Below are 23,840 nucleotides of genomic sequence, written 5' to 3' on the forward strand. Positions count from 1 at the left end.
TGTTTTAAATTTGTTAGTGAAACAAAACTAAATATAATGGCAAGTTGCGATTGTTAAGAAAGACTTAAAAACAAAACACAGGAAACAAATCTATTTTTGTTTAATCTTTTTTATTTTTTATTAAACAAATTTATTATCTTTGTAAGACATGAAAATCTACCGGTTACACAAAAAACAGTATTTACCCATTTCCAAAAAGGAAGCCTGGGATTTTCTTTCCAATCCAAAAAATTTGGCGACCATTACCCCGGACCACATGGGATTCAACATCCTTTCAGGTGCGGAAAAGAAAATGTATCCCGGTCAGATAATTCAGTACATTGTGAAACCATTTCCATTTTACAGCACCAAATGGGTCACTGAAATTACACATGTAAGGGAAGGTGAATATTTTGTTGATGAACAACGTTTTGGGCCCTATGATTTGTGGCATCACAAACATTTTATTGTTGAAAAGGGCACTGGGATTGAAATGGAAGATATTATCGATTACAAATTGCCTTTAGGGATTTTAGGCCGAACGGCGCATTCGCTTTTTGTAAAGCGGCAACTGGAGCAAATTTTCGAGTATCGCGAACGGCAACTGAACAAATTATTCGCTTCCAACATTGCTGAAGACAGTCATTTGACACTAAAACCTGTCTAGGAAGTCCATACTATCAAGCTATAGCACAATTCTATGACCGGGCCCGTTTCCATTTTCTGGTTTAGACGAGACCTTAGACTCGACGACAATGCGGCTTTGTACCATGCACTAAACAGTAATTGTCCTGTACTCCCTATTTTTATTTTTGATACTGAAATACTTCACAAACTTCCCAAACAAGACGCCCGTGTTTCCTTTTTTTACGGTTGTCTTCAAAAAATCAATACTGAACTTAAAGCAAAACATAAAAGCGGATTAGCTTTTTATAAAGGAAAACCCCTGGAGGTTTTTACAGAACTCATCCAACAATTTGAGATAGCCTCCGTATACACCAATCACGATTATGAGCCTTACGCTCAAAACCGTGACCAATCCATACGTGAATTACTTGGAGCCAATAACATCGCTTTAAACACCTTTAAAGACCAGGTCATTTTTGAAAAGGATGATATTGTAAAGGATGATGGGCGACCTTATGTTGTATACACCCCGTTTAAAAAGCGCTGGAAGGAAAGCTTTAACCCCATTGAACATCTCAAGGAGTTTGATACGCGAAGCTACTTCCATAATCTTTTAATCGCCTCCGACCTTCCCCAAATATCACTTCGAGAATTAGGTTTTGAACCCTCAAAGATTGTGGTTCCAGATTTTGAACTTTCGCCCAGTTTGATCAGCAACTATGAGCATACAAGAAACATTCCCAGTCTCCACCGAGGTACCTCAAGATTAGGACCACATCTAAGGTTTGGAACCATTTCTGTCCGAAAGGCAGTAAAAAAGGCCATTCAAGAAGAGAACGAGACTTTTTGGAACGAACTGATATGGCGCGAGTTCTTTATGCAAATTCTATGGCATTTTCCCCATACGGTCACCAAGGCCTTCAAACCCAAATACGACCGCATCCAATGGCGAAACAACGAGGCCGAGTTTAACCTATGGAAAATTGGTCAGACGGGGTACCCCCTAGTAGATGCAGGTATGCGGGAATTGAACGCGACAGGCTATATGCACAATAGGGTACGAATGCTGGTGGCAAGTTTTTTGTGCAAGCACCTTCTTATCGATTGGCGTTGGGGTGAGGCTTATTTTGCCCTAAGACTATTGGACTATGAACTGGCCAGCAACGTGGGCAACTGGCAATGGGCCTGCGGTTCAGGGGTTGATGCAGCACCATATTTTCGGATTTTCAACCCTACTCTACAGCTCACCAAATTCGATCCAAAGGGTGGTTATGTAAATAAATGGGTTCCTGAATTTCAAGAACTTACCTATCCCCCAGAAATCGTTAACCACAAAATGGCCCGCGAACGCTGCCTAAAAGTCTATAAGGACGCCGTGGGTTAAAGGTTTTTCAGTACTTTTAAGTGTTGATACTTTCTTAAAGGAAAGAAATCTCTTCTTCTACTTTCAGAGGATGTTACCGGGTTTTAGACTAATTCAAATATCACATATAATGAAACAATTCTTTACACTTTTAATCTTGTGCTTGCTTTCTGCCAACCTTGGGGCGCAAAAAATGAATTCTACCAAAAAAGCGATAATCGCTTCCATTGAAGACCATAAAGAAAACCTAATCAAGGTCAGCGATTCCATTTGGGAGTATGCCGAAACTGCTTTCAATGAATCCAATTCGGCGGAAGTGCTTGCTTCTTACGCCGAAAAAAATGGGCTTACGGTAACCAGGGGTGTGGCAGATATCCCTACTGCATTTACGGCCACCTATGGTTCTGGGCAACCAGTGATCAGTGTTTTGGGGGAATTTGATGCCCTTCCTGGACTTTCGCAAAAAACGGTTCCCACCAAGGATCCAAGAATAGACGGAGCACCAGGTCATGGTTGTGGACATAATTTGTTTGGAGCGGCTAGTTTGGGTGCTGCCATTGCCATTAAGGAGCAAATTGAAGCAGGTAAACTCAAGGGGACAGTTAAGTTTTTGGGTACTCCGGCCGAAGAAAAGTTCTTTGCTAAGGTGTGGATGGTGAAGGCCGGACTTTGGGATGACGTTGATGTTAACATCAGCTGGCATCCTGGCGCCAATACGGAGGCTGATGTTCAAAGCGGCCTTTCACTAATTGACTTTATCGTAGAATTCTATGGACAGGCCGCCCATGCTTCCGCAGATCCATGGAACGGACGCAGCGCTTCCGATGCTCTTGAGTTATACACCAACGGAATGAACTACTATAGAGAACATATCAAACCCACATCCAGAATACATTATCATATCCAAGATGGAGGCCAGGTAGTCAACGTAGTCCCTGATTATTCCAGAATTTGGGTTCGGGTTAGAGATCCAAAAAGAAAAGTAATGCTACCCACTTACGAACGCGTAAAAAAAATGGCTGAAGGCGCCGCCATCATGGCCAATGTGGATTATAAAATCTCACTGGTTTCCGGAATTTATGAGATGTTGGTGAACCGTTCCGGAGGGGAAATCATGCAAAAAAACTTAGAACTGCTGGGTCCCATAACCTATACTGAACAGGAAATTGCATTTGGTAAGGGTATCCAAGAAGCCACCGGCAAACCACAAGTGGGAATGGACAGTAAAATTGAACCCTTGAGAGAAACAGAAAAAAATCCTGGCGGAGGTTCAACAGATGTAGCCGACGTTAGTTGGAATGTACCCAACATTAACCTAAGCGTAACCACAGCACCCAAAGACACCCCTTGGCATTCTTGGGCCGTGGTAGCCTGTGGTGGAATGAGCATTGGCCATAAAGGAATGATCTATGCCTCCAAGGCTATGGCGATGACTATGGCGGACCTGTTTGAAAATCCAAAGTTGGTGGCCAAGGTCAAAGAGGAGTATAAAACCCGTAAGGGTGATGAGAAATATGAGGCCATGATCGATGGACCTCCCCCTATTGGGAGCAACTAGAATTTATATGAAAAAAATAATATTCCTAAGCCTGCTTTTTGCAGGCTTAGGAAACTTACAAAGTCAGGAAAACCAACTTTCTTTTTTTGAACCTTTGGTGGGCAAAACCTGGTCCGCCGAGGGAAATTGGGGAGATGGTTCCAAGTTTAAGCAGGATATTACGTTCCGATACGACCTTGGCCAAACGCTGGTCATAGCAGATTCCAATGGCTATACCAACAAGGAACAAACAATCTACGGTCCCCGGAATCATGGTCTTCGTAAATTTGATGCCGCATCAAATACCATTAAGTTTTGGGAGTTTGATGTGTTCGGCGGAGTTACCGAGGGTACGGTTACCGCCAAAGGCAAAGACATTGTCTATACCTACGCCTATGGGGAATCCTTAGTAACCGATTATTGGGAATTCGTGGATGATAATACCTATAATTTTATTGTAGGGAGCTATGAAAACGGGGAATGGAAACAGAAATACCTGAGTACCCAATTCACTACTCCAAAAACTTCAGAACCAAAGCACGATTAACTAAAAATAAGCTATGCCCGATCCTATTCTACAAACCTTTCCGTTAGGTTTTCCTTGGCAGACCCAAGACCCCTTTTTGTTCTGTGTGTACCATTTGGACCATTATCCCAAAGGGAATGGTGAACTAGGTCCTGACCCCAAACACTTGGAAGGCAGAAACATTGGTAACGATTTTACTATCAAAGACGGATGGCGTATGTACCACGGGCAGACCATTCCAGGTTTTCCGTACCACCCTCATCGCGGATTTGAAACCATCACTATTGTCAACAAAGGTTTTTGTGATCATTCTGATTCTTTGGGCGCAGCCGGCCGCTTTGGTCAAGGCGATGTGCAGTGGATGACGGCAGGCAGGGGCGTGCAACATTCCGAAATGTTTCCTTTGCTCAACACGGATAAGGACAACCCTTTGGAGCTGTTCCAAATCTGGTTGAATCTCCCTAAGGCTGATAAGTTTGTGGAACCGCATTTTAAAATGCTCTGGCATGAGGACATCCCTGTGATTCAGGAAAAAAATGCCCAAATCAAAGTCATAGCAGGAAACTATAGAGGCGCCCAAGCCAATGACCCTGCCCCAAATTCTTGGGCGGCCAAAGATGAGCACCAAGTTGCCATTTGGAATATCCACGTGGAGGCTGAAACGGAATACACGTTGCCTAAAATTAGCTCCTTGGCTACTCGAACCCTCTATTTCTACGAAGGTTCAGAGATTTATATTGGAGATAGAAAGGTAAATCCCAACTTTGGTATTGCTTTGGACCCTTTCCAAGAGGTGACCCTTAAAATTGGTGCGGAAAAAGCCTATTTTTTAATGCTGCAAGGACAACCCATAGATGAACCTGTGGCCAAGTACGGGCCTTTTGTAATGAATACCGAGGAGGAAATCCAGCAAGCTATGGAAGAATACCGTTTGACCCAGTTCGGTGGCTGGCCCTGGCCTTACCCCGATAATGTACATGATCAGGATAAAGGTCGGTTTGCACAATATCCGGATGGGAGTTTGGTGGAAAAGGGGTAACCCTTTAGAATTCATTTTAATACAAATAATTCCAAAATGAACCTCGCCCAAAAACTCGGCTATCCTGCCAACACCAAACTTTTAATGATTCATGCGGATGATGCTGGACTCTCCCATTCAGAGAATTTGGCCACCATGCAATCCTTGCAATCTGGGATTGTAAACTCCTGCAGCATTATGGTGCCCTGCCCTTGGTTTTATGAAATGGCGCAGTGGACAAAACAAAATCTTCAGTTTGATCATGGGGTACACCTTACCCTCACTTGCGAATGGGAAAACTATAAGTTTGGCCCTGTGTTGCCCGTTTCTGAAGTGCCCTCTTTGGTAGATTCCAATGGACATTTCTATAAAAAACGGGAACAAGTTCGGGAACATGCCGCGGCCGAAGATGTCCGCAAGGAACTCACTGCCCAGATAGAAAAATTCCTCTCATACGGCCTCTCCCCTTCCCATTTGGATTCGCACATGTACAGTGTGGGGAGCCGCCCTGATTTGTTTGAAGTCTATAAGGAATTGGGTAGACGTTACAAACTTCCTGTGCAGCGTAGTCGAGAATTATCCGATATGGTCGGCCTGGATGAAAGTAATCCGATAAAACCCGAGGCCATTCCAGTGGACAAAGTCCACATTGGGGATATTTCGTATTTTGAAAAGGGCCAATTGTGGGACTATTATGCGGGTGTGTTTGATGACTTGGTGGAAGGTTTCAATGTGATCTTGATTCATCCAGCTTTTGACGAACAGGAAATGCAGGGGGTAACGGTGAACCATCCCAACTTTGGGTCGGAATGGCGGCAGATAGATTTTGATTTCTTTACCAGCGATTTTGCCAAGGCGCAAATTGCCCGGGACGACATTCAGTTGATTAATTGGACGGATATTAGAAATATTCTTTGACGGCTTATTTATTGAAATTCGTCAGTTTGAGTGATTTTTTCAGTCTATCGCTGAAAAAATTGTATCGAAAACAAGAATTTTATATGCCAAATCCTTGATTCTCGATACTTTTCCTTTGGAAAAATTCGAATTGACGCGTTAGGCTAAATGAGTTCTCGATATGGTTTTCTATCGAAAACCTACTCGAACTGACGACAAATAAACAAACAGACATGAACTTGGAACAAAACAAACTAAACGCCATTGCCTTTTATAAAATGGCCTATTTAGGGCACCCCGCCGAAGCCATTGAAAAGTATGTAGGCGAAGAATACATCCAACACAACCCAGATGTGGCCGATGGCACCCAAGGGTTTATCAGCTATTTTGAACAAATGCAGGATGAGTATCCCGATAAATCCATTGAATTTGTACGCTGCATTGCCGAAGGCAATTTGGTGGCCCTGCACACCCACCAAACCTGGCCGGGCAACGATCAATACGTAACCATGGATTTCTTCCGGTTTGATGAAAATGGAAAAATTTGCGAACATTGGGATGCCATCCAACAAATTCCGGAGAAATCCGCCAACCCCAACACCATGTATTAATGAGCTGGATCAAAATTATCGGCTATGAGGAAGCCAACAAGGAACTCAAACGAATTTATGATCGGGTAAAAGGCCCCAACAACAATGTGGACAACGTGTTGCTTATCCACAGTTTACGGCCACATACTTTGGTGGGTCATATGGCGCTCTATAAAAACGTGCTCCACAATTCCAACAACACCCTTCCCAAATGGTATTTGGAAGCTTTGGGAACTTATGTGAGCCATCTTAACCAATGTGATTATTGTTTTCAGCATCATTTTGAGGGCTTTAAGCGGTTATTGGGCGATGATTCCAGAGCAGATACTTTCAAAGAAGTTGTTCTAAAGAATAAATTATCCGACTTCTTTTCCACCAAATTCTTTGCTGGGAGCCTATATGCGAAAATGCTTACGCTGAACCATGCGGATATAACACAGCAAGATATTGAACACCTAAGGGAAGTGGGCTTCACCGAAGGTGAAATCTTGGAAGTCAATCAAGTGGTCAGTTATTTTAACTATGTCAACCGAAGTGTGGTCGGTCTAGGAGTGGATACCCATGGGGATATCCTGGGACTGTCACCCAATGATAGTGATGACCCCAACAATTGGAGCCATAACTAATCCCATAAATCTTCAATTTCCTTTCTAATAAATTGGTTGATTTCCCATTGATCCCCCAATAATTCTCCTGTTTGAGGGTGCTGCAAAGCATAAGGTAGCGGGCCATACTCTGGGGCAATCGTGATATACGGCCTCCCCCCTGATTCGGCATTTTCAAGCATGGCTTTCCACCATTTTTTGAATTGAGCTAACTCCTCTTGGTATGTATCAACCCTTGGGTCCATAACTTGCGGACTCTGGGTAGACCCTACCCTTGCATGGATGTGATAGGTATGTTGTATAGCCAAATCCACAGCCTCTTGCTGGTTCTCCAACAAGGTTTCAGCCACACAGCACCAATGGGAAAGGTCTGAAGTCAGTTTTAAAGATGTAATTTCATGCAAATATTGCTTACAAACATGTGCCGCAAAGGGAAATCGCGACCGGTGCGTTTCGTGGGCGATAGGAACACCTGTTTCCACCTCTACTTGTTGTGCAAGTTTGATCAACTCCAAATTCTGTTCAAAAGAAAAGAAATCCCGTCCTGTGTGGGAATTGATCAACAAAGGCTTTTCCTCAGCCAAATTGTACAAATGGCGTTTGTACTCCTCCATGTGCTTTTCATGATCTACTTCCTGAGTCTGCCAATGCTGCCCCACAAAGTCCAGCTCAAAATCGGTTAACATGGTTGCGATTTCTTTCTTATCCGGACCAAATGGCAAATCTATTTCCACGCCGTGATAGCCATGTTCTTTGACCTTGCTCAAAAACACTTCCCATTCCAGGTGGGCACTCCCCCATCTTGGATATATCCATTTTATTTCCATAGGTTATTTGTTCCGTACTTTTCGCTCTCCGGTATGATCAACGCCCTGCTCCCGCTCTAACTGGATCATTGCTTTAGGCCTGAAATTAAGAATTAAAGCCCGTCTTTGCGAATCTGTAGTATTGCCTCTGCTATAATGGAGGGTAAATCCATCATGGAAAGTACAACCTCCAGGTTTGAGCGGAATGCATTCCGCATTTATGGCATCTGTTTCACAATGCAAGGCACCACCTTCGGTGTAATGCTTATGAGGTAAAATAGTATCTCCATCTTTGGGAATGAACCACATACAGCCGTTTTCCTCATAGACCTCATCCAAAGCAATCCAACAGCTGGCCGATCGTTTGTCCGGCATTTTTATCCAATAGGCGGCATCCTGATGCCACGGTGTTGGGGTGTTGGTGTGGGGTGCTTTGTTGATGAGCATATCAAAATCGAGCTCCATATCCTCACCCAACATGTCTTTTACATGATCCAAAGCTAGTAGATAGGAAATCGTCTCTAAGAGTTTTGGCTCAACCATGCTGGGGCGCATAATCTGGGTGATTTTTTCCACAGTACCACCTTCTCCCCCACCCAAATCACTTCGCAATCCCAAGGTGCGCTCTTTGTCCTGAAGTAATTCATCGTATAAAACTCTTAAATTTTCTACTTCTGAATTGGGAATCAAACGGTCCAATTTTGCATATCCATTTTTTAGGAACAAATCTTTCATCGTTTATGGTTTAAACTTGATGGGTCAAATTAAATCGGAATTCTGAGGAAAGTCTTCTAAATTCGTATGACCCTATTTTTTTATACATATACATGCAAAATCAAACAAAAAAACGCAGAGTATTCCACCTACCAAGCTTGGGTTATCCAAGGTTTGTGGATTTTGGACATTACCATTATCGAAAAGTTGAACCCATACTGGAATCCCACCAGCACCAGGGTGTAATGGAAATTTGCTTTTGTATTAGAGGGCAGCAGTATTATGAATTGGAAGGGAAATTACTAAAACTTCGAGGTAATGATATCTTGATTGTGCCACCCAATCACGCTCACAGTTCTGGGGTTTATCCAGAGGATATTGGGGAATTGTATTGGCTCCAGGTTTATATAGATCATACCCAAGGGCAGCTTTGCAATCTTCCTGAAGAACAGTCAGATTTTCTAATATCGTCGCTCAAGGCTAATACAGGGGAGATATTTAAAGGAAGCCTAAGTCTAAAATCTCTTTTACAAAAATTGATTGACCAACTTGAATCGGATCAGACCACATTAGTCCAGCTCACCACAAACCAATTATTGGTTCAGTTGCTGTTGGAAACTCTTGAACTATCCCAGACCGTACAAATTGTAGTTCCTTCGGAAAGAGTTAAGATTATTGATGATTTTATAGCCAAAAACTTGCATCGGATTATCTATGTGGATGAGTTGGCTGAATTGGTGAATTTCTCAACCGCTTACTTTAAAAGCTGGTTCAAACAGCATTTTGGGGCTCCGCCCAAAGCCTACATCAACAGATTAAAGATTGAAAGGGCCAAAGAAGAACTGCTAAAGACCAATTCCGTAACCGAGGTTGCTTACAATTTGGGATTCAGTACGTCCCAATATTTTGCTACCACATTTAAAAAGTTCACCGGAATGTCGCCCAAGGTATTCAGGGCACAGGTTGAAAAGTCTTAAACCCGAACAATTTTGGCGCCAATAGCACGCAAACGTTCGTCAATGTTCTCGTAACCGCGATCTATTTGCTCAATGTTGTTGATGGTGGATGTGCCCTTGGCAGACAAGGCCGCTATCAATAAGGAAACCCCAGCCCGAATATCCGGCGAAACCATATTGGTGGCTTTTAGGGTGGATTTAAAGTCATGGCCAATCACTGTGGCTCGGTGGGGATCACAAAGAATGATCTTGGCACCCATATCCAACAACCTGTCCACGAAGAACAGACGGCTTTCAAACATTTTTTGATGGATGACCACCTCGCCTTTGGCCTGAATGGCCACAACGAGCAAAATACTCAATAGGTCCGGGGTTAAACCGGGCCAAGGCGCATCAGCAATAGTCAAAATAGAACCATCGATATAGCTCTGTACCTCGTATCCGTTTTCATGCTTGGGAATATAGATGTCATCTCCCCGTCGCTCCAATTGTATCCCCAATTTTTGGAAAGCGTTCGGAATCTGGCCCAAATCGTCCCAGCTGACATCTTTGATGGTGAGTTCACTACGGGTCATGGCCGCTAAACCAATCCAGCTACCAATCTCAATCATATCTGGAAGCATGGTATGCTCAGTTCCGCCTAATTCTTCAACACCTTCTATGGTCAGTAAGTTGGAGCCGATTCCAGAAATCTTTGCTCCCATGCGATTGAGCATCTTGCACAACTGCTGTAAATAAGGCTCACAAGCTGCATTGTAAATGGTGGTTGTTCCTTCTGCAAGTACTGCAGCCATCACAATATTCGCCGTACCCGTAACGGAAGCCTCGTCCAAGAGCATGTAGGTTCCTTTGAGCTTATCAGCTTCAACCCCGTAGAAATACTCTTCCCGGTTGTACCTGAACTTGGCTCCCAACTTTATGAATCCTTCAAAATGGGTGTCCAAACGACGGCGGCCAATCTTGTCCCCTCCCGGTTTTGGGATGTACCCTTTTCCGAATCGGGCCAACAGCGGGCCAACCAACATAATGGAACCTCGTAGACCACGTCCATCCTGTTTAAATTGGTCGGTCTGGAGATATTCCAAATTAACATCATCCGCCTTAAAGGTGTAACTGCCCTTACCCTTTTTCTGGATTTTTACGCCCAAGTCCTCTAAAAGTGCAATTAGCTTATTGACATCAACGATGTCCGGAATATTGTTTATGGTAATTTTTTCTGCTGAAAGCAGCACTGCACAAAGAATCTGAAGTGCTTCGTTCTTTGCCCCTTGGGGTGTTATCTCACCATGCAATTGGTGCCCACCCTCTATTCGAAATGTTCCCATGGATTCCTATGGAATTTAATACCTTTTTTTACCCCTGTTGTTTCGTTGTCCTTTTTTATTGCTGCCACCGTTTCTGTTGGACTTGGATAAACGGTTTTTGAGGAACTGTCCACTGTCGGTAAGTGTTTCACCATCTGGAGCCAAATCTATTTGCCCATCACTAAGTTCTTTCAAATGTGCAAATATTGCGCTGTCCTCAACAGTATCCTTGTTCCAATTGAGATAGCATTTTTTCATGTGATTGGCGATAGCATATTCCAAGCCGGAACGCATATCTCCTTTCTCCCATTTGATTGCAACATCGATCATACGCTTAATGTTATTTCCATAAAAGCGGTATTTTGGATGGTTCTGCGGATATTCCAATGGTTCTGGCCGTTGCTGTAACACTTCCTTAGAGGTAATTGGGAAAGGCGATTCCACATCCAGTTTAAAATCGGACATGATAAAAAGTTGGTCCCAAAGCTTATGCTGAAAATCGGGTACATCGCGTAAATGCGGCTGCAGATTGCCCATAACGCTGATTATCGCCTTGGCAATCTTGTTCCGTTCTTCTCTATCTTCTATGGAAACGGCATGGTCCACCATTTTCTGAAAATGACGGCCATACTCTGGAATATGGAGTTTTGGACGCTCCGTATTATATTCTAAATTCTCTACTTCGTTCAAATTAAAGCGTTTAATGAAATTAAATTTTGGGAAGTCTTATCTGATAACGCCTGCAAAATACTAAAATTATAGCAATGCCTGCCCTAAAGCGAAATAACCCCGTCTACTTTGGACACTTCCTTGTACTTGGCAATGACCTCATCCGGGTCCTTCAAATGCACCGTGATGGAAATACTAGTGTAGGTTCCCTTCTTGGATTTCTTGGATTCTATTACAGCACCCGTGTTGTTAAAAATATTGTTGATTTGGTTGATTTTCTCATCATCCGTAGGAACAATAAACTTGTACAAATAATTGGAGGGCCATGCCGTATTTTCCAATAATTGCTCTTTAAGCCGCGCGTAAAACTCTTCAGGTTTCTCCTTCTCCATACCCTATTTTTTACAAATATATGTCTTAGGATACAATTTTTTTTCCTTCTGGCTATTTCATTACTTTGTGTTGATAAATAATTGTATTTGAGGAACCATAAAACCGTTATTACAGGTGCGCCCGGAACGGGAAAGACATCCATCATAAAAGGATTGGAGGAGCAGGGACATCACTGTTTTCATGAGATTATTAGGGATATGACCTCAAAGGCAAAGTTGGATGGGGAACCCGATAGTTTTGTGTCAAATCCCCTTGTATTTGTTGATGACGCTTTGGAATTCAATAAAAATCTTCTCTCTGGAAGAACCCAGCATTATCTCAATTCTTTGGATTTGGATGTTCCCATTAGCTTTTTTGACCGTGGAATCCCTGATGTTTTGGCCTATATGGATTTTTTTGGTCAGGAGTACGACGCTAGTTTCGTAGCAGCGTGCAAGGACCATCCCTACGATACCATATTTATTGTTCCACCTTGGAAAGAAATCTATGTTTCGGACAATGAACGACTTGAAACTTATGCCGAAGCGGAGAAAATTCATGAGGCCCTGATGCATGCCTATAGAAAATTTGGCTACGATCCCATTCTTGTACCCAAGAACCCGGTTCCAGAACGTGTTTCCTTTATTCTGGAAGCCCTTAAACCAGATTAGTGCAGAAAGATGTAAAACAGATTTTAAAGGAATTCTGGGGTCATGACGATTTTAGGGGATCCCAGAGGAACATTATTGACACTATCCTAAACAGTAAGGATGTTCTTGCCCTGATGCCTACAGGGGGAGGAAAGTCAGTGTGTTATCAGGTTCCAGCTATGGCCATGGAAGGAATATGTATTGTGGTTTCTCCCTTGGTGGCACTTATCCAAGATCAAGTTAATCAACTTAAATTGAAGGGAATCAAAGCCATTGCCCTTACCGGTGGCATCCCCCATACGGAGCTCCATGATTTGTTGGACAACTGCCTCTACGGGAATTATAAGTTTTTGTATCTCTCACCGGAACGTTTACAACAATCCATAGTCCAGGAACGCATCAGGCAAATGAACGTAAATCTTGTTGCTATTGATGAGGTTCACTGTATTTCGCAGTGGGGGAATGACTTTAGACCCGCTTATCTGGAATGTGCGGTATTAAGGGATATAGTCCCCAACGTCCCACTAATGGCTTTAACGGCCACCGCGACCCCAAAGGTGGTAAAGGACATTTTGCATAACCTGAATATGGAAAGGGCGACCATTTTCAAGGATTCCTTTTCCCGTTCCAACATTTCGTTCCAGGTTCGGCATACGGAAGACAAATTGTACCAGCTTAATAAATATGTATCCCTAACAGATGGGAGTTCCATTGTATATGTCAGGTCACGAAAAATGACCTTGAGCCTTTCGGAGTTCTTGAAAAAAAATGGCATCAAGACTACTTTTTTTCATGGAGGGATTTCAAAAAAGGAAAAACAGGAAAGGTTACAACTCTGGTTGGAAGGAAAAGTACAAAGTATAGTAGCCACAAATGCATTTGGTATGGGTGTGGACAAGCCGGATGTAAGGCTAGTTATCCATTATCAAATTCCAGATAGTTTGGAAAGCTATTTTCAGGAAGCGGGTCGTGCTGGAAGGGATGGTCTTCCTTCCCGTGCAATCATGATTACGCACAAAGAGGATGAAGAGCAGGCCAAACGGCAATTTCTCGGAAGTTTGCCCAATGTGGACTTTGTGAAACTGTTGTACGTAAAATTGAACAATTACTTTCAAATTTCCTACGGTGAATCCATAGCCGAACCTTTGCCTTTAAAATTCAATGTATTTTGCCAACGCTACGGTTTTAACGCAAATATGACCTATCAAGGTCTTCGAATCCTAGACCAGAACTCCGTCATTTCATTGTCAGAGAATTTTTCCGAACGAACCTCGCTAAAGTTTACTGCCTCCAAATCTACAATCTTTGAGTATTTAGAAAAGCACCGGCAAACGGCTCCAATTATTCAGACCATACTTAGAACTTATGGAGGTATTACAGAATATGACACCAAACTAAACCTTCACCTGCTATCAAGAAAAACGGGCATTGGGGAAGTCAACCTAAAAAAGATATTGCAACAGTTAGATGCTGATGGTATTGCGACATATAAAAATGCCACAAGCGATTTGGAAATCAACTTTCTGGTTCCTCGTGAGGATGATCGTACCATAAATACCTTTGCCTACAAAATCAAGGATTTCCACCAAGTTAAGCATCAAAATATGTCCGCCATATTAAGCTATATAGACAACAGCACCCGTTGCCGAAGTGCTTATATTTTAGATTATTTTGGAGAAAAGGCTTCTAAAATTTGTGGGACATGCGATATTTGCAGACCGACAGAATTACAATCGCTTGAAGTACTAAAACGTGGGATTCTGGAGCTATTGGAAAAGAAACCACTAACCTCCAGGATTTTGGAACAGACCTTACAGGCTGCACAACAACAAGTAGTAATGGCGCTTCAGGAGTTGCTTGAAGATGAATTGATTTTATTGACAAATGGAAATACATACAACATCAAAAAATAAACTCCGAATCGTTTTTATGGGGACCCCCGATTTTGCGGTGGGAAGCCTGAAAGCAGTTTTAGACGCCGGATTCGAGGTGGTTGGTGTTATAACTGCGCCGGATAGACCCGCAGGTCGCGGTCGTAAGTTGCAGGAATCCGCTGTGAAAAGCTTTGCGTTGGAACGAGGTCTAAAGGTGATGCAGCCCACCAATTTAAAGAATGAGGAGTTTATTAAAGAGTTGGCCCAACTTAACGCCAACTTGCAAGTAGTGGTTGCCTTTAGGATGCTTCCAGAGGTGATTTGGAGCATGCCTACTTTTGGCACCTTCAATCTTCATGCCTCCCTTCTTCCCCAATATCGTGGCGCTGCTCCAATCAATTGGGCCATTATCAATGGGGAAACCGAAACAGGTGTTACCACGTTTTTTATTGATGATAAAATAGATACGGGCCATATCATTCTACAAAAATCGGAACCCATTTATTTGGAGGACAATGCTGGCACCCTGCATGATAGATTGATGTTGGTTGGTTCGGAACTAGTTGTGGAAACCTGTCAACAAATTGTATCGGACCAAGTTACCAGTACACCACAAAAGGATGCTACAGCAATTAAACCAGCACATAAGATAGACCGGGAAACCTGCAAAATAGATTGGACAGCATCAATGGAACAAATCCATAACCATATTAGGGGCTTAAGTCCATACCCAGCGGCCTGGAGCCAATTAATAAATAATAAGGAGGAGGCTAACATCAAAATTTATAAATCGGAGATAGAGTTGGCCAAACATACTTATATGGTAGGAAAACTTTTTCCGGAAAAGAAAGGATTAAAGGTTGCTGTAGAGGGAGGTTATCTTCATCTGCTCGAGGTACAGCTTCCAGGTAAGCGAAGAATGGAAATTGGTGAAGTGCTAAATGGCCTAAGTCTTGATAATGAGGCCCATCTTCGCTGAAGCCTTACTACCACTAGTCTCAGAAATCATCCCATTTTTTTTCTACTTTATCAACAAACGTTTCAAGTTATCAACAAAAAACCCGATTTCCCTTGGTTTTACTTGCGTTTGAGGCAAATCCATATAAATTTGTTCAGCATTAAAATTATTTTACAACAATTAATTTAATTCCATTATGAACAAAACAGAATTAATCGATGCTATGGCAGCTGATGCTGGCATCACGAAAGCAGCGGCTAAAAAAGCATTGGAATCTTTCTTGGGTAACGTAGAGGGATCGCTTAAAAAAGGAAACAGAGTTTCTTTGGTAGGTTTCGGTTCTTGGTCAGTTTCCAGGAGAAATGCAAGAGAAGGTAGAAATCCACAAACTGGACAAACTATCAAGATTGCAGCTAAGAACGTTGTAAAGTTCAAAGCTGGAGCAGAATTGAGCGGTTCAGTCAACTAATCAGTTTGGTAACACAATATATAGAAGCACTTCCCAACGGAAGTGCTTTTTTATTTTACGGTCATTCCAAAGGTTTTTTGTAATTATTCGGATTTATATTACATTTAAAAGAAAGAAGCTAGCTAAATGGTAGGCCTCAAACCAACAAAAGGAAAATTATTGATAGCGGAACCAACACTTACCGGAGACGTTTCCTTTAACAGATCCGTGGTACTTTTGGCCGAGCACAACCATGAGGGCTCTGTAGGCTTTATCTTGAACAAGCCCTTGGATTACAACATTTGCGACCTCATATCTGAAATTACCATCCCCTTTAAAGTCTTCAATGGTGGGCCCGTTGAACAGGACAATCTTTATTTTATTCATAAAGTACCAGAATTGATAGACGATAGCATTGAAATATCAGATGGTATTTTTTGGGGCGGGAATTTTGATAAGACTGTGGAGCTAATAAACAATGGGACCATTACCGAGCAAGATATTCGGTTCTTCTTAGGATACTCCGGATGGGATTCCCATCAGTTGGACCATGAGCTCTCATCCAAATCTTGGGTCGTGGTACAAAATGAATATGAAAGTAACATTCTTGAAAAACCTTCCAATGCATTCTGGAAGGAAAAAATGGTTGAACTTGGCGGAGACTACCTGCTTTGGTCCAATTCCCCTGAAAACCCCTCTTTAAACTAGCTCACCCCAAACGGGCTTTTGCATTTAGTTTACCAAGAAGCTGCTGAGCCAGCTTATTTTTAAACTCTTTTTTTCGGTATTTCCCAATGGAAATAATTCCTTGGATACTATTGGTCAAGAAAAGTTCGTCCGCCTTTTGAAGCTCAAATGGGGAAATGGACTCTTCCAGCAACTCCAAGCCTTCAACGGTTTTAATGATCTCCATTAGCTTTTTTCTGATAACGCCATTTAAACATCCGTCGGACAACGGTGGGGTTTTTACCGTGTTTCCACTCACCAAAAATAAATTTCCATTGATGGTTTCCACAACTTGTTTATCCCCGTTGATCAATAGACAGTTATTATAGCCATTTTCCTTGGCAAAAACACTGGCCACTACATTAAGGATTTTGTTGGTGGTCTTTAAATTGGAAAGCATATCCTTGTTCAGATAGTAATCCTTGAACAATTCTACCTCATAAGATCCCGAATTCAATAGATAAAAGGGCGACTCCATTGGAGCAACTTCGATCAAATAAGAAACCTCATTGGTTGTTGGATCGTAAAGCCCTCCATCTTTTCGGAAAACGGTCATTCTCACCCTAACAGGTTGGTCTTCCAAACCATTTTTGACCACTGTTCTTTGAATCTCACCTTCTAGAAACTCCAGGGTAAAATCCATTGGAATTTCCATTCGCAAAATTCGCATCGATGCCATTAACCTAAAGTAATGGTCCTCCCAGAAAAAAAGAGTTTGATTTACACAACGGAGGGTCTCAAACAGCGCATCGCCATATTTGAGTCCACGATTGGCGTGCGTAAGGATTGGAGAAGATTTGGGAAGCAATGCCCCATCAAAATTGACCATAAAAAAGTCCCGATTAAAATCGGGACCAAATATACGTTTTCGCTTGGAATACTTCTACTTGGATCCCAATACTTGCTTTAAATCCGATACCTGGTTTTCCCAGAGCATTCTAGCCTCGTCCACTTCGTCATCTTCAGCAAAATCTGTAATGAAAAGGGACACATCCTTTGTAATCTCATCAACAATGATGCGCATTTCAAAGTAGCTGTCATCATCATTTTCCTCCCAAGCAAACTTCACGAACTCATCGCTCTTCCGTTTCAGCATTTTGGCATTCTCCTCTGCTCCATCCCAAATAAATGTAAAGAGCTCACTTCTAGAGTTTACATTATCGGCATACCACTCTGACAAGCCTGATGGAGTAGAGATATATTGGTAAAGTAATTGAGGCGAGGCCTGTATTACAAACTCAATTTCAAATTTGACCTTATCACTCATTCTAGTGTTCTATTTTTCCTTTCAACAATAGGCTATAATCTGGGAAGATATAAAAATAAATATCAAATAATAAATTAAAATGAATTTTGATAGGGCAAAAATTAAACTTTATATTTGCACCCGCAAAACCGCAATATGGCGAGGTAGCTCAGGTGGTTAGAGCGCAGGATTCATAACCCTGAGGTCGGGAGTTCAAGTCTCCCTCTCGCTACAAAAGACCCTTGATTTTCAAGGGTTTTTTCATTTAGAAGAACTAGATACAAAGGCATATCACTTTTTAGTTGCCTTTTGTTAATCTTTTTCTAGCACCAAAAGAAAACCTCTCGAAATGCTTTAAAATACTTGTCCAGTCTGTACCAAAACAGAACCATTCTGCTAAAATTGGTTGGAATTTAGCTTACTGATCATGTATTGATAAATACATTATTACAATCATTTAGCTGCGACCGGTTTGAGCATCAATTTTTTAGCGACCTTTATGATTGCAAGAAGAATTTGAATATGCCCGCCCAGATCAAAAAGCACTCCTATTGTAATAAGATAAATTTCCTATGGTATGGGCTTGCCTTTTTCTTATTGGGATGTATTGATCCTGTAGAACCCATTTTTGAAAACGAAGAAGGATTGATTTACATCGATGCACTTTTATCCACCACTCCGGGTTCTTCATTTGTTACGGTGTCGGAATCGGTTCTGGAGCAGGATAGATTAAAATTTAACCTTTTGGGCGATGCCATAGTGCGCTACCGAAATGTGGATACCAACACGGAAGTATCCCTAATACCTCAAGATAATATCTACGTTCCACCCTTGAACTTTGTAGCTGACGAAGGAAGTATCTGGGAGCTTTCTATTACTTTGGCCGATGGCAGGGAGTACCAATCCTCACCAGAACGTATTTCCGAACCTGTGGCAATTTCCAATATCCGGGCAACCTACAATCCGGAGCTGGTCTTTCGGGAAAGTAAGGATGAATTTCTTCCAGGTCATTTTATCTCGGTTGACTTGACCGATCCACCAAATAGTGATAACTACTATTTTTGGCGGTTTACCTCCTTTGAAAATTTGATGGTTTGCAAAAGTTGCGCCAACGGGATTTTAAGAGATGGGGAGTGCCAGGAAAACCCAGTATTCGGGTTGGACTATACAGCTGATTATTTGTGCGAACAAGATTGTTGGCAAAAACGATACAATGAAAACATAAAGATTTTTTCCGATGAGTTTACCAACGGTCTCCAAATAAATGCTTTGCCCGTAGCAGACGTCATTTTATACACCAAGGAAAACATTGTTGTGGAGCTGCAACAATTTTCTTTATCGCCCCAAGCCTATGATTACTATAGGGTGCTCAAAGATATCGTGGATAACAATGGGGGACTTAACGCACCTCCTCCCGCAGCCTTGGTGGGCAATATGTCCAATACTCAGGACAAAGATGAATTTGTTTTGGGAAGGTTTACTGCCGCAGCAAGCTCCACTAGATCCATCTTTATTAGGAGAGAGGCAATTGAAGAACCTCCGGTTGAAGTCCGTGATTTTCTGCAGTTGGAATCGTGTGAAATATTATGTGATCCAGCGCAATGTATTGGTGATGCACCACCTTGTAACATACCCATTGTAACCAGCACCAGTTGTTCAGAAACACGTTTTCAAACAGCGATGGAACCCGAAGCTTGGGAAGAATAAAACCATAAAACCCTTACGTGAAAAAAAACTTTCGCATATATCTATTTCTTATTGTTTCCATTGGTGGGTATATGACCGCACAAACCCAGACCTATGAACTTTCGTTTAGGATTACGGATGAACAAACTGCGCAAGGAATTGAAAATGCCCAGATTTCCATTACCCCATGTTCTTGCGGTGGAATCACGGACGAAAATGGGAACCTAGCCCTTGAGCTTCCGGAAAACACATACACTATAACGGTCAGTAACATTGGATATAAGCGATATAGACAACGCATAGTTCTAAATCGCCATGTGTTGTTGGAAATCGCCTTATCCGAGCAAGAACAACAACTTTCCGAGGTTGTGGTGAAGGCAAAAAAGGTTAATGACAATATAGAATCCCCACAAATGGGAGTAGTGCAACTGAAAGCTCCGGAACTAAAAAAATTGCCCATGGCTTTGGGCGAATTTGATGTACTGAGGAGTATGACTTTGGTTGCAGGGGTAAATAATGCAGGCGATGTGAGCAATGGACTGTCCGTGCGTGGTGGGTCGTTGGACCAGAACCTATTACTCTATGAATATGCTCCCATTTTTAATCCTACCCACCTATTTGGGCTTATTTCTGTTTTCACACCGGAGGCGGTTTCCAACGTTGATCTTTACCGTGCCAATATTCCATCGCGCTACGGAGGGCGGATAGCTTCGGTTTTGGATGTTAAAGTGAAGAATCCCTATGTAAATAAATTTAAGCTATCCGGCGGGCTCGGACTTTTGTCCAGTAGACTATCCGTAGAAACCCCTTTGGTTAAGGATAAACTGATGCTCTATGCTGGTGTTCGGGGAGGGTTTACCGATTTTTTACTCCCAATTTTTTCGGAGCGTTTGAAAAATACCAAAGCGAGATTTGCCGATGGGACCGTTAAATTGATATACCTCCCCACGGAAGATGACCAGGTCTCATTTACCGGCTTTTATAGTAAGGATTTTTATCAGCTCGACCTTATTTCCCAAATCGAAAATGTGAGTTCTGAAACCAACCAATACGATTTCGGCATCTTGAACGGTACCTTAAGATGGACTCATTCCTTTAACGAAAGTGCGAATCTAAAGACAGTTTTATTGGGCAGTGATTACACACCAAAAATTATCTTTCCAGAAATTGAGAGCAATAATGAAATCGAGTTTGAATCAGCAATCAACTATATCAGTCTTATTTCAGAGTTTTCCAAGCAGGTCAATGATAATTGGGACTACTACATTGGAGTGCAGGCCAATCGCTATAAAATCTCGCCAGGAAGTTTAGATCCAGGTACTGCTGCCGATATTACTCCAGTTACGCTAAGCGATGAAACAAGCTATGAACTTTCTGGATATGCGAATCTTAACTGGAAACCCATACCGTCACTTTCACTTTCCGGGGGTTTACGATACAATCATTTTACCCTAGTTGGCCCATACACCCTTGCTACTTTTGATGACATAGATGGTTCCATTACCAACCGGGAGGTTTTTGGAAAGGGCGATGCTGTCAAAACTTATACCGGTCTGGAACCACGATTGGGAGTTTCATTTGCTTTGGATGAAAACACTTCACTAAAGGCAAGCTATGCTCGGGTGAACCAGTACCTCCAAAACATTTATAACAGTACCACGCCTTTGCCGACCTCCAGGTGGAAAGTTTCCGACGCCAATATAAAACCACAAACGGGCGACACTTATGGTCTTGGCATTTATCAAAACCTAAGCGACAATAGTATCGAATTAGGATTGGAAGGGTATTACCGGGATACTAAAAATGTGCTCACCTATAAACCCGGTGCAGATTTTTTCCTCGAAGAGTTTGTAGAGCAGGATATCGTTCAAGGTAAAGGTCAGGCTTACGGAGTTGAACTTAGTTTTAGAAAGCCTACAGGAAATGTAAATGGATGGTTCAATTATACGTGGTCCAGAAGTTTGTTGCGATCCGTGAATGAGCGAGTGGCGGATCGTATAAATAACAATAATTGGTTTGCTTCGGACTTTGATAGGCCCCATGTTTTTAATGGAACCATCAATTTTGAAAAGGATAAGTATAACACGGTGAGTTTTAATTTCACAGCGCAAACAGGGCGACCTTTTACTGCACCCAATGCCACTGTGGATGTTGATGGCATAACCGTACCCATTTTTTTAGAGCGAAACAATGCAAGGCTTCCCTTGTATCATCGATTGGACTTTTCCTGGAACGTCCACTTTAGTAAAAGCAAGAAAAACAAACGCTGGCAAAATGATTGGACCTTTACCATCTACAACGTTTATGGGAGAAGAAACCCTATAAATACCTACTATACCCAACGTATAGATTTTGCTGAAAACTCCGAAATCTTTCGTAGCAGTCCTTTGGGGGCATATGAAATCGCATTGCTGAACAGTCCTCTAATTTCGTTGACCTATAATTTTAAATTTCAGTAAATCAGTTCTTTTCACCCTCGCTCCCTAGGTTTAATGATCATTCTAAAATATTGGTCTTTGTAGAGGTAATAACCAATCCAGTTGTACAAAGTGCGCACCTTGTTCTTAAAATTCACAAGGCCCATAATATGCACAAAAATCCATATTAGCCATGCAACAAAACCCTTAACAAAAAAACGCTCCTTGGGCGGGTCCATTACAGCCTTGTTACGCCCAATTATGGCCAGAGAGCCCTTATTTTTATAGGTGAATGGTTTCCAAGTGTCATTTGCTGACAATAGATTACTTGCCAAATTCTTAGCCTGTTGTAAGGCTGGCTGGGCCAATTGCGGGTGTCCATCAGGATATTCCTTGTCCCCATCCAAAACGGCGCAATCTCCCAAGGCGTAAATATTGGTATATCCATCCACCAGATTATGGGCATTGGTCTTCAGTCTCCTACCCCTTCCATAACTAGTCTGGTTAAAACCATCAAAGACTTTTGCCGATACCCCTGCCGCCCATATCAGGTTTTTGGCCGCAATGGTATTCCCATCGGAAAGATGTACTGTTTCATCCACAAAATCGGTCACCAAAGTGTTCAATTTGATTTTCACCCCCAGCCCTTTTAGCTTCTTGTAGGTATAGCTTTGGGATTTTGAAGACATTGCGGCCAATACAGCATCTTGGCCATCCAGTAGATAAATATCTCCAAGGTCTTCTTTTTTCAGTTCTGGGTAATCTTTTTGGAGGATGTGATCACGCATTTCTGCAAAAATCCCTGAAAGTTCTACACCCGTGGGACCGGCACCGGCGATAACAAAGGTGAGCAACCGCTTGCGTTCAGCACTATCGGATAATCTGGTGGCTCTATCCAGTCTTGTAAAGATTACATTTCTAAGTGAAAGCGCATCACTTATGGTCTTCATGGGTAAGCTATGCCTTTCAATATTAGCATTGCCAAAGAAATTAGTTTCGGTGCCTGTTGCCATGACAAGGGTATCGTAAAGCAGTTCCCCATTGTCCAAAACAATCTTATTTTCCTTTGGAATGACCCGTTGTAACTCCCCTAACCTAAAACGCGCATTTTTCTTCCCTCTTAGTATCTTCCGAAATGGATAACTAATGGCTGATGGTTCCATAAAACCCGTAGATACTTGATAAATGAGGGGTGGAAAGAAGTTGTAGTTGTTGGAGTCCACCAAAATGAGATTAAATCTTGGGGAATCACGCATGTTTTTAATGAATTCCAAGCCTGCAAATCCCCCGCCAACAATCACAATGGTATGTTTATCTGCCAATTTCGCTTTGTTTAAATGAAATGTAGTACAAAGCTACTCCTCAACGTGGAATTTATACTTAAGCCAGCTTAAGAAAATGAAGGTTTTAACGAGGTTTTAGGATATTGGATCTAACTCCTAACCGCTTGTTTTCAAAAGAAGGGCAGTATCTCTTTCACTTGCCCCCAAAACAGCCTCAAAAGAATAGCACAACAAACAAAAACTACCATGGCCAGATAGAATAATAATCCACCGTCGCCTTGGACTTCAATCCCCAAACTGGTGAGGTGGAAGAAGATGGCTCCAGAAATAACACCGATGCCCAAAAGTGCACCTAAACCGACCGTTCTGGGCCATAAAAGCAAAACACTCGCCACCAACTCCACTATTCCACTTCCATAGCGCCCCCAAGGCTCCATACCAACTTGTTCAAAAATGTAAATACTTTCTGGGGCGCCAGTAAACTTAAAGAATAGGGTTTGCAACAAGATTATGGCCGCCGCCAACCGAAGAATCCAAGAGATACTATTTTTCATGATATGATGGTTTGTATCCCTTGGTCTGTGTTTTA

At 42.2% G+C, this 23,840-nt stretch carries 25 protein-coding genes and 1 tRNA gene; 17 read left to right on the forward strand and 9 right to left on the reverse strand.

From position 1 onward, the window contains the following. Positions 1-148: 148 nt before the first annotated feature. The 8 genes from BUC10_RS05435 (at position 149) to BUC10_RS05470 (ending at position 7,163) form a co-directional block, all read left to right on the forward strand. A complete protein-coding gene (locus BUC10_RS05435; protein WP_073176922.1) occupies positions 149-646 on the forward strand; it encodes an SRPBCC family protein in 498 nt (165 codons plus the stop codon). Positions 647-679: 33 nt separating this feature from the next. Then, a complete protein-coding gene (locus BUC10_RS05440) occupies positions 680-1,990 on the forward strand; it encodes a cryptochrome/photolyase family protein (protein ID WP_073176923.1) in 1,311 nt (436 codons plus the stop codon). 109 nt (positions 1,991-2,099) lie between these two features. Then, positions 2,100-3,527 carry an amidohydrolase gene (locus tag BUC10_RS05445; RefSeq protein ID WP_073176924.1) on the forward strand — a complete coding sequence of 476 codons (1,428 nt, stop codon included), beginning with the start codon at positions 2,100-2,102 and terminating at the stop codon, positions 3,525-3,527. Positions 3,528-3,534: 7 nt separating this feature from the next. After that, entirely contained in the window at positions 3,535-4,053 is a 519-nt protein-coding gene (locus tag BUC10_RS05450) for a hypothetical protein (protein ID WP_073176925.1), read from the forward strand. 13 nt (positions 4,054-4,066) lie between these two features. Continuing rightward, positions 4,067-5,071: a pirin family protein gene (locus tag BUC10_RS05455; protein ID WP_073176926.1), complete on the forward strand. Its 1,005-nt coding sequence runs from the start codon at positions 4,067-4,069 to the stop codon at positions 5,069-5,071. A gap of 36 nt (positions 5,072-5,107) precedes the next feature. Beyond that, a complete protein-coding gene (locus tag BUC10_RS05460) occupies positions 5,108-5,968 on the forward strand; it encodes a polysaccharide deacetylase family protein (RefSeq protein WP_073176927.1) in 861 nt (286 codons plus the stop codon). A gap of 212 nt (positions 5,969-6,180) precedes the next feature. Continuing rightward, positions 6,181-6,558 carry a nuclear transport factor 2 family protein gene (locus tag BUC10_RS05465; protein WP_073176928.1) on the forward strand — a complete coding sequence of 126 codons (378 nt, stop codon included), beginning with the start codon at positions 6,181-6,183 and terminating at the stop codon, positions 6,556-6,558. Next, entirely contained in the window at positions 6,558-7,163 is a 606-nt protein-coding gene (locus tag BUC10_RS05470; RefSeq protein ID WP_073176929.1) for a carboxymuconolactone decarboxylase family protein, read from the forward strand. The genes BUC10_RS05465 and BUC10_RS05470 overlap by 1 nt, the downstream gene beginning before the upstream one ends. On the opposite strand, the gene BUC10_RS05475 is transcribed toward BUC10_RS05470, so the two are convergent. Next, positions 7,160-7,969: a sugar phosphate isomerase/epimerase family protein gene (locus BUC10_RS05475; protein ID WP_073176930.1), complete on the reverse strand. Its 810-nt coding sequence runs from the start codon at positions 7,967-7,969 to the stop codon at positions 7,160-7,162. The genes BUC10_RS05470 and BUC10_RS05475 overlap by 4 nt on opposite strands. A gap of 3 nt (positions 7,970-7,972) precedes the next feature. Next, positions 7,973-8,683, reverse strand: a complete 711-nt coding sequence (locus tag BUC10_RS05480) for a phytanoyl-CoA dioxygenase family protein (protein ID WP_073176931.1) — start codon at positions 8,681-8,683, stop codon at positions 7,973-7,975. Positions 8,684-8,775: 92 nt separating this feature from the next. On the opposite strand from BUC10_RS05480, the gene BUC10_RS05485 reads away from it, so the two are divergent. Continuing rightward, the gene (locus tag BUC10_RS05485) at positions 8,776-9,639 is read left to right on the forward strand and encodes an AraC family transcriptional regulator (RefSeq protein WP_073176932.1); all 864 of its coding nucleotides are present in this window, start codon (positions 8,776-8,778) and stop codon (positions 9,637-9,639) included. On the opposite strand, the gene murA is transcribed toward BUC10_RS05485, so the two are convergent. The 3 genes from murA to BUC10_RS05500 all read right to left on the reverse strand — a co-directional run bounded on the left by murA (position 9,636) and on the right by BUC10_RS05500 (position 11,983). After that, positions 9,636-10,943, reverse strand: a complete 1,308-nt coding sequence (gene murA / locus BUC10_RS05490; protein WP_073176933.1) for a UDP-N-acetylglucosamine 1-carboxyvinyltransferase — start codon at positions 10,941-10,943, stop codon at positions 9,636-9,638. The genes BUC10_RS05485 and murA overlap by 4 nt on opposite strands. 15 nt (positions 10,944-10,958) lie before the next feature. Next, complete coding sequence (locus tag BUC10_RS05495; RefSeq protein WP_073176934.1) at positions 10,959-11,612, reverse strand: DUF4290 domain-containing protein; 654 nt, start codon at positions 11,610-11,612, stop codon at positions 10,959-10,961. A gap of 83 nt (positions 11,613-11,695) precedes the next feature. Next, positions 11,696-11,983 carry a DUF493 family protein gene (locus BUC10_RS05500; RefSeq protein WP_073176935.1) on the reverse strand — a complete coding sequence of 96 codons (288 nt, stop codon included), beginning with the start codon at positions 11,981-11,983 and terminating at the stop codon, positions 11,696-11,698. A gap of 87 nt (positions 11,984-12,070) precedes the next feature. On the opposite strand from BUC10_RS05500, the gene BUC10_RS05505 reads away from it, so the two are divergent. The 5 genes from BUC10_RS05505 (at position 12,071) to BUC10_RS05525 (ending at position 16,601) form a co-directional block, all read left to right on the forward strand. Further along, the gene (locus tag BUC10_RS05505; protein WP_073176936.1) at positions 12,071-12,634 is read left to right on the forward strand and encodes an AAA family ATPase; all 564 of its coding nucleotides are present in this window, start codon (positions 12,071-12,073) and stop codon (positions 12,632-12,634) included. After that, on the forward strand, positions 12,634-14,526 hold the full coding sequence (locus tag BUC10_RS05510) for a RecQ family ATP-dependent DNA helicase (protein WP_073176937.1): 1,893 nt from the start codon (positions 12,634-12,636) through the stop codon (positions 14,524-14,526). The genes BUC10_RS05505 and BUC10_RS05510 overlap by 1 nt, the downstream gene beginning before the upstream one ends. Then, positions 14,498-15,466 (forward strand): methionyl-tRNA formyltransferase, encoded by a 969-nt coding sequence (gene fmt / locus BUC10_RS05515; protein ID WP_073176938.1) that lies wholly within the window; start codon positions 14,498-14,500, stop codon positions 15,464-15,466. Before BUC10_RS05510 ends, fmt begins: the two co-directional genes overlap by 29 nt. Positions 15,467-15,641: 175 nt before the next feature. Continuing rightward, positions 15,642-15,914 (forward strand): HU family DNA-binding protein, encoded by a 273-nt coding sequence (locus BUC10_RS05520; protein WP_073176939.1) that lies wholly within the window; start codon positions 15,642-15,644, stop codon positions 15,912-15,914. A 126-nt stretch (positions 15,915-16,040) separates the two neighbouring features. Next, positions 16,041-16,601 carry a YqgE/AlgH family protein gene (locus BUC10_RS05525; RefSeq protein ID WP_073176940.1) on the forward strand — a complete coding sequence of 187 codons (561 nt, stop codon included), beginning with the start codon at positions 16,041-16,043 and terminating at the stop codon, positions 16,599-16,601. Position 16,602: 1 nt separating this feature from the next. Here BUC10_RS05525 and BUC10_RS05530 read toward each other — a convergent pair whose 3' ends face one another. Then, positions 16,603-17,448, reverse strand: a complete 846-nt coding sequence (locus BUC10_RS05530; RefSeq protein WP_073176941.1) for an aminotransferase class IV — start codon at positions 17,446-17,448, stop codon at positions 16,603-16,605. 54 nt (positions 17,449-17,502) lie between these two features. Next, positions 17,503-17,886: an START-like domain-containing protein gene (locus BUC10_RS05535; protein ID WP_073176942.1), complete on the reverse strand. Its 384-nt coding sequence runs from the start codon at positions 17,884-17,886 to the stop codon at positions 17,503-17,505. 137 nt (positions 17,887-18,023) lie between these two features. Between BUC10_RS05535 and BUC10_RS05540 the strand changes: the two genes are divergently transcribed. The 3 genes from BUC10_RS05540 to BUC10_RS05550 all read left to right on the forward strand — a co-directional run bounded on the left by BUC10_RS05540 (position 18,024) and on the right by BUC10_RS05550 (position 22,010). Then, positions 18,024-18,097: transfer RNA gene (locus BUC10_RS05540), tRNA-Met, on the forward strand. A 290-nt stretch (positions 18,098-18,387) separates the two neighbouring features. Next, entirely contained in the window at positions 18,388-19,572 is a 1,185-nt protein-coding gene (locus BUC10_RS05545; protein ID WP_073176943.1) for a DUF4249 domain-containing protein, read from the forward strand. A 17-nt stretch (positions 19,573-19,589) separates the two neighbouring features. Then, positions 19,590-22,010, forward strand: a complete 2,421-nt coding sequence (locus tag BUC10_RS05550) for a TonB-dependent receptor (protein ID WP_073176944.1) — start codon at positions 19,590-19,592, stop codon at positions 22,008-22,010. A gap of 11 nt (positions 22,011-22,021) precedes the next feature. On the opposite strand, the gene BUC10_RS05555 is transcribed toward BUC10_RS05550, so the two are convergent. Further along, a complete protein-coding gene (locus BUC10_RS05555; RefSeq protein WP_073176945.1) occupies positions 22,022-23,290 on the reverse strand; it encodes an NAD(P)/FAD-dependent oxidoreductase in 1,269 nt (422 codons plus the stop codon). A 131-nt stretch (positions 23,291-23,421) separates the two neighbouring features. Beyond that, the gene (locus tag BUC10_RS05560) at positions 23,422-23,805 is read right to left on the reverse strand and encodes a DoxX family membrane protein (RefSeq protein WP_073176946.1); all 384 of its coding nucleotides are present in this window, start codon (positions 23,803-23,805) and stop codon (positions 23,422-23,424) included. Positions 23,806-23,840: the final 35 nt, after the last annotated feature.

Origin of the sequence: Flagellimonas flava (genome assembly GCF_900129665.1) — a bacterium.
Classification (GTDB): Bacteria; Bacteroidota; Bacteroidia; order Flavobacteriales; family Flavobacteriaceae; genus Flagellimonas; species Flagellimonas flava.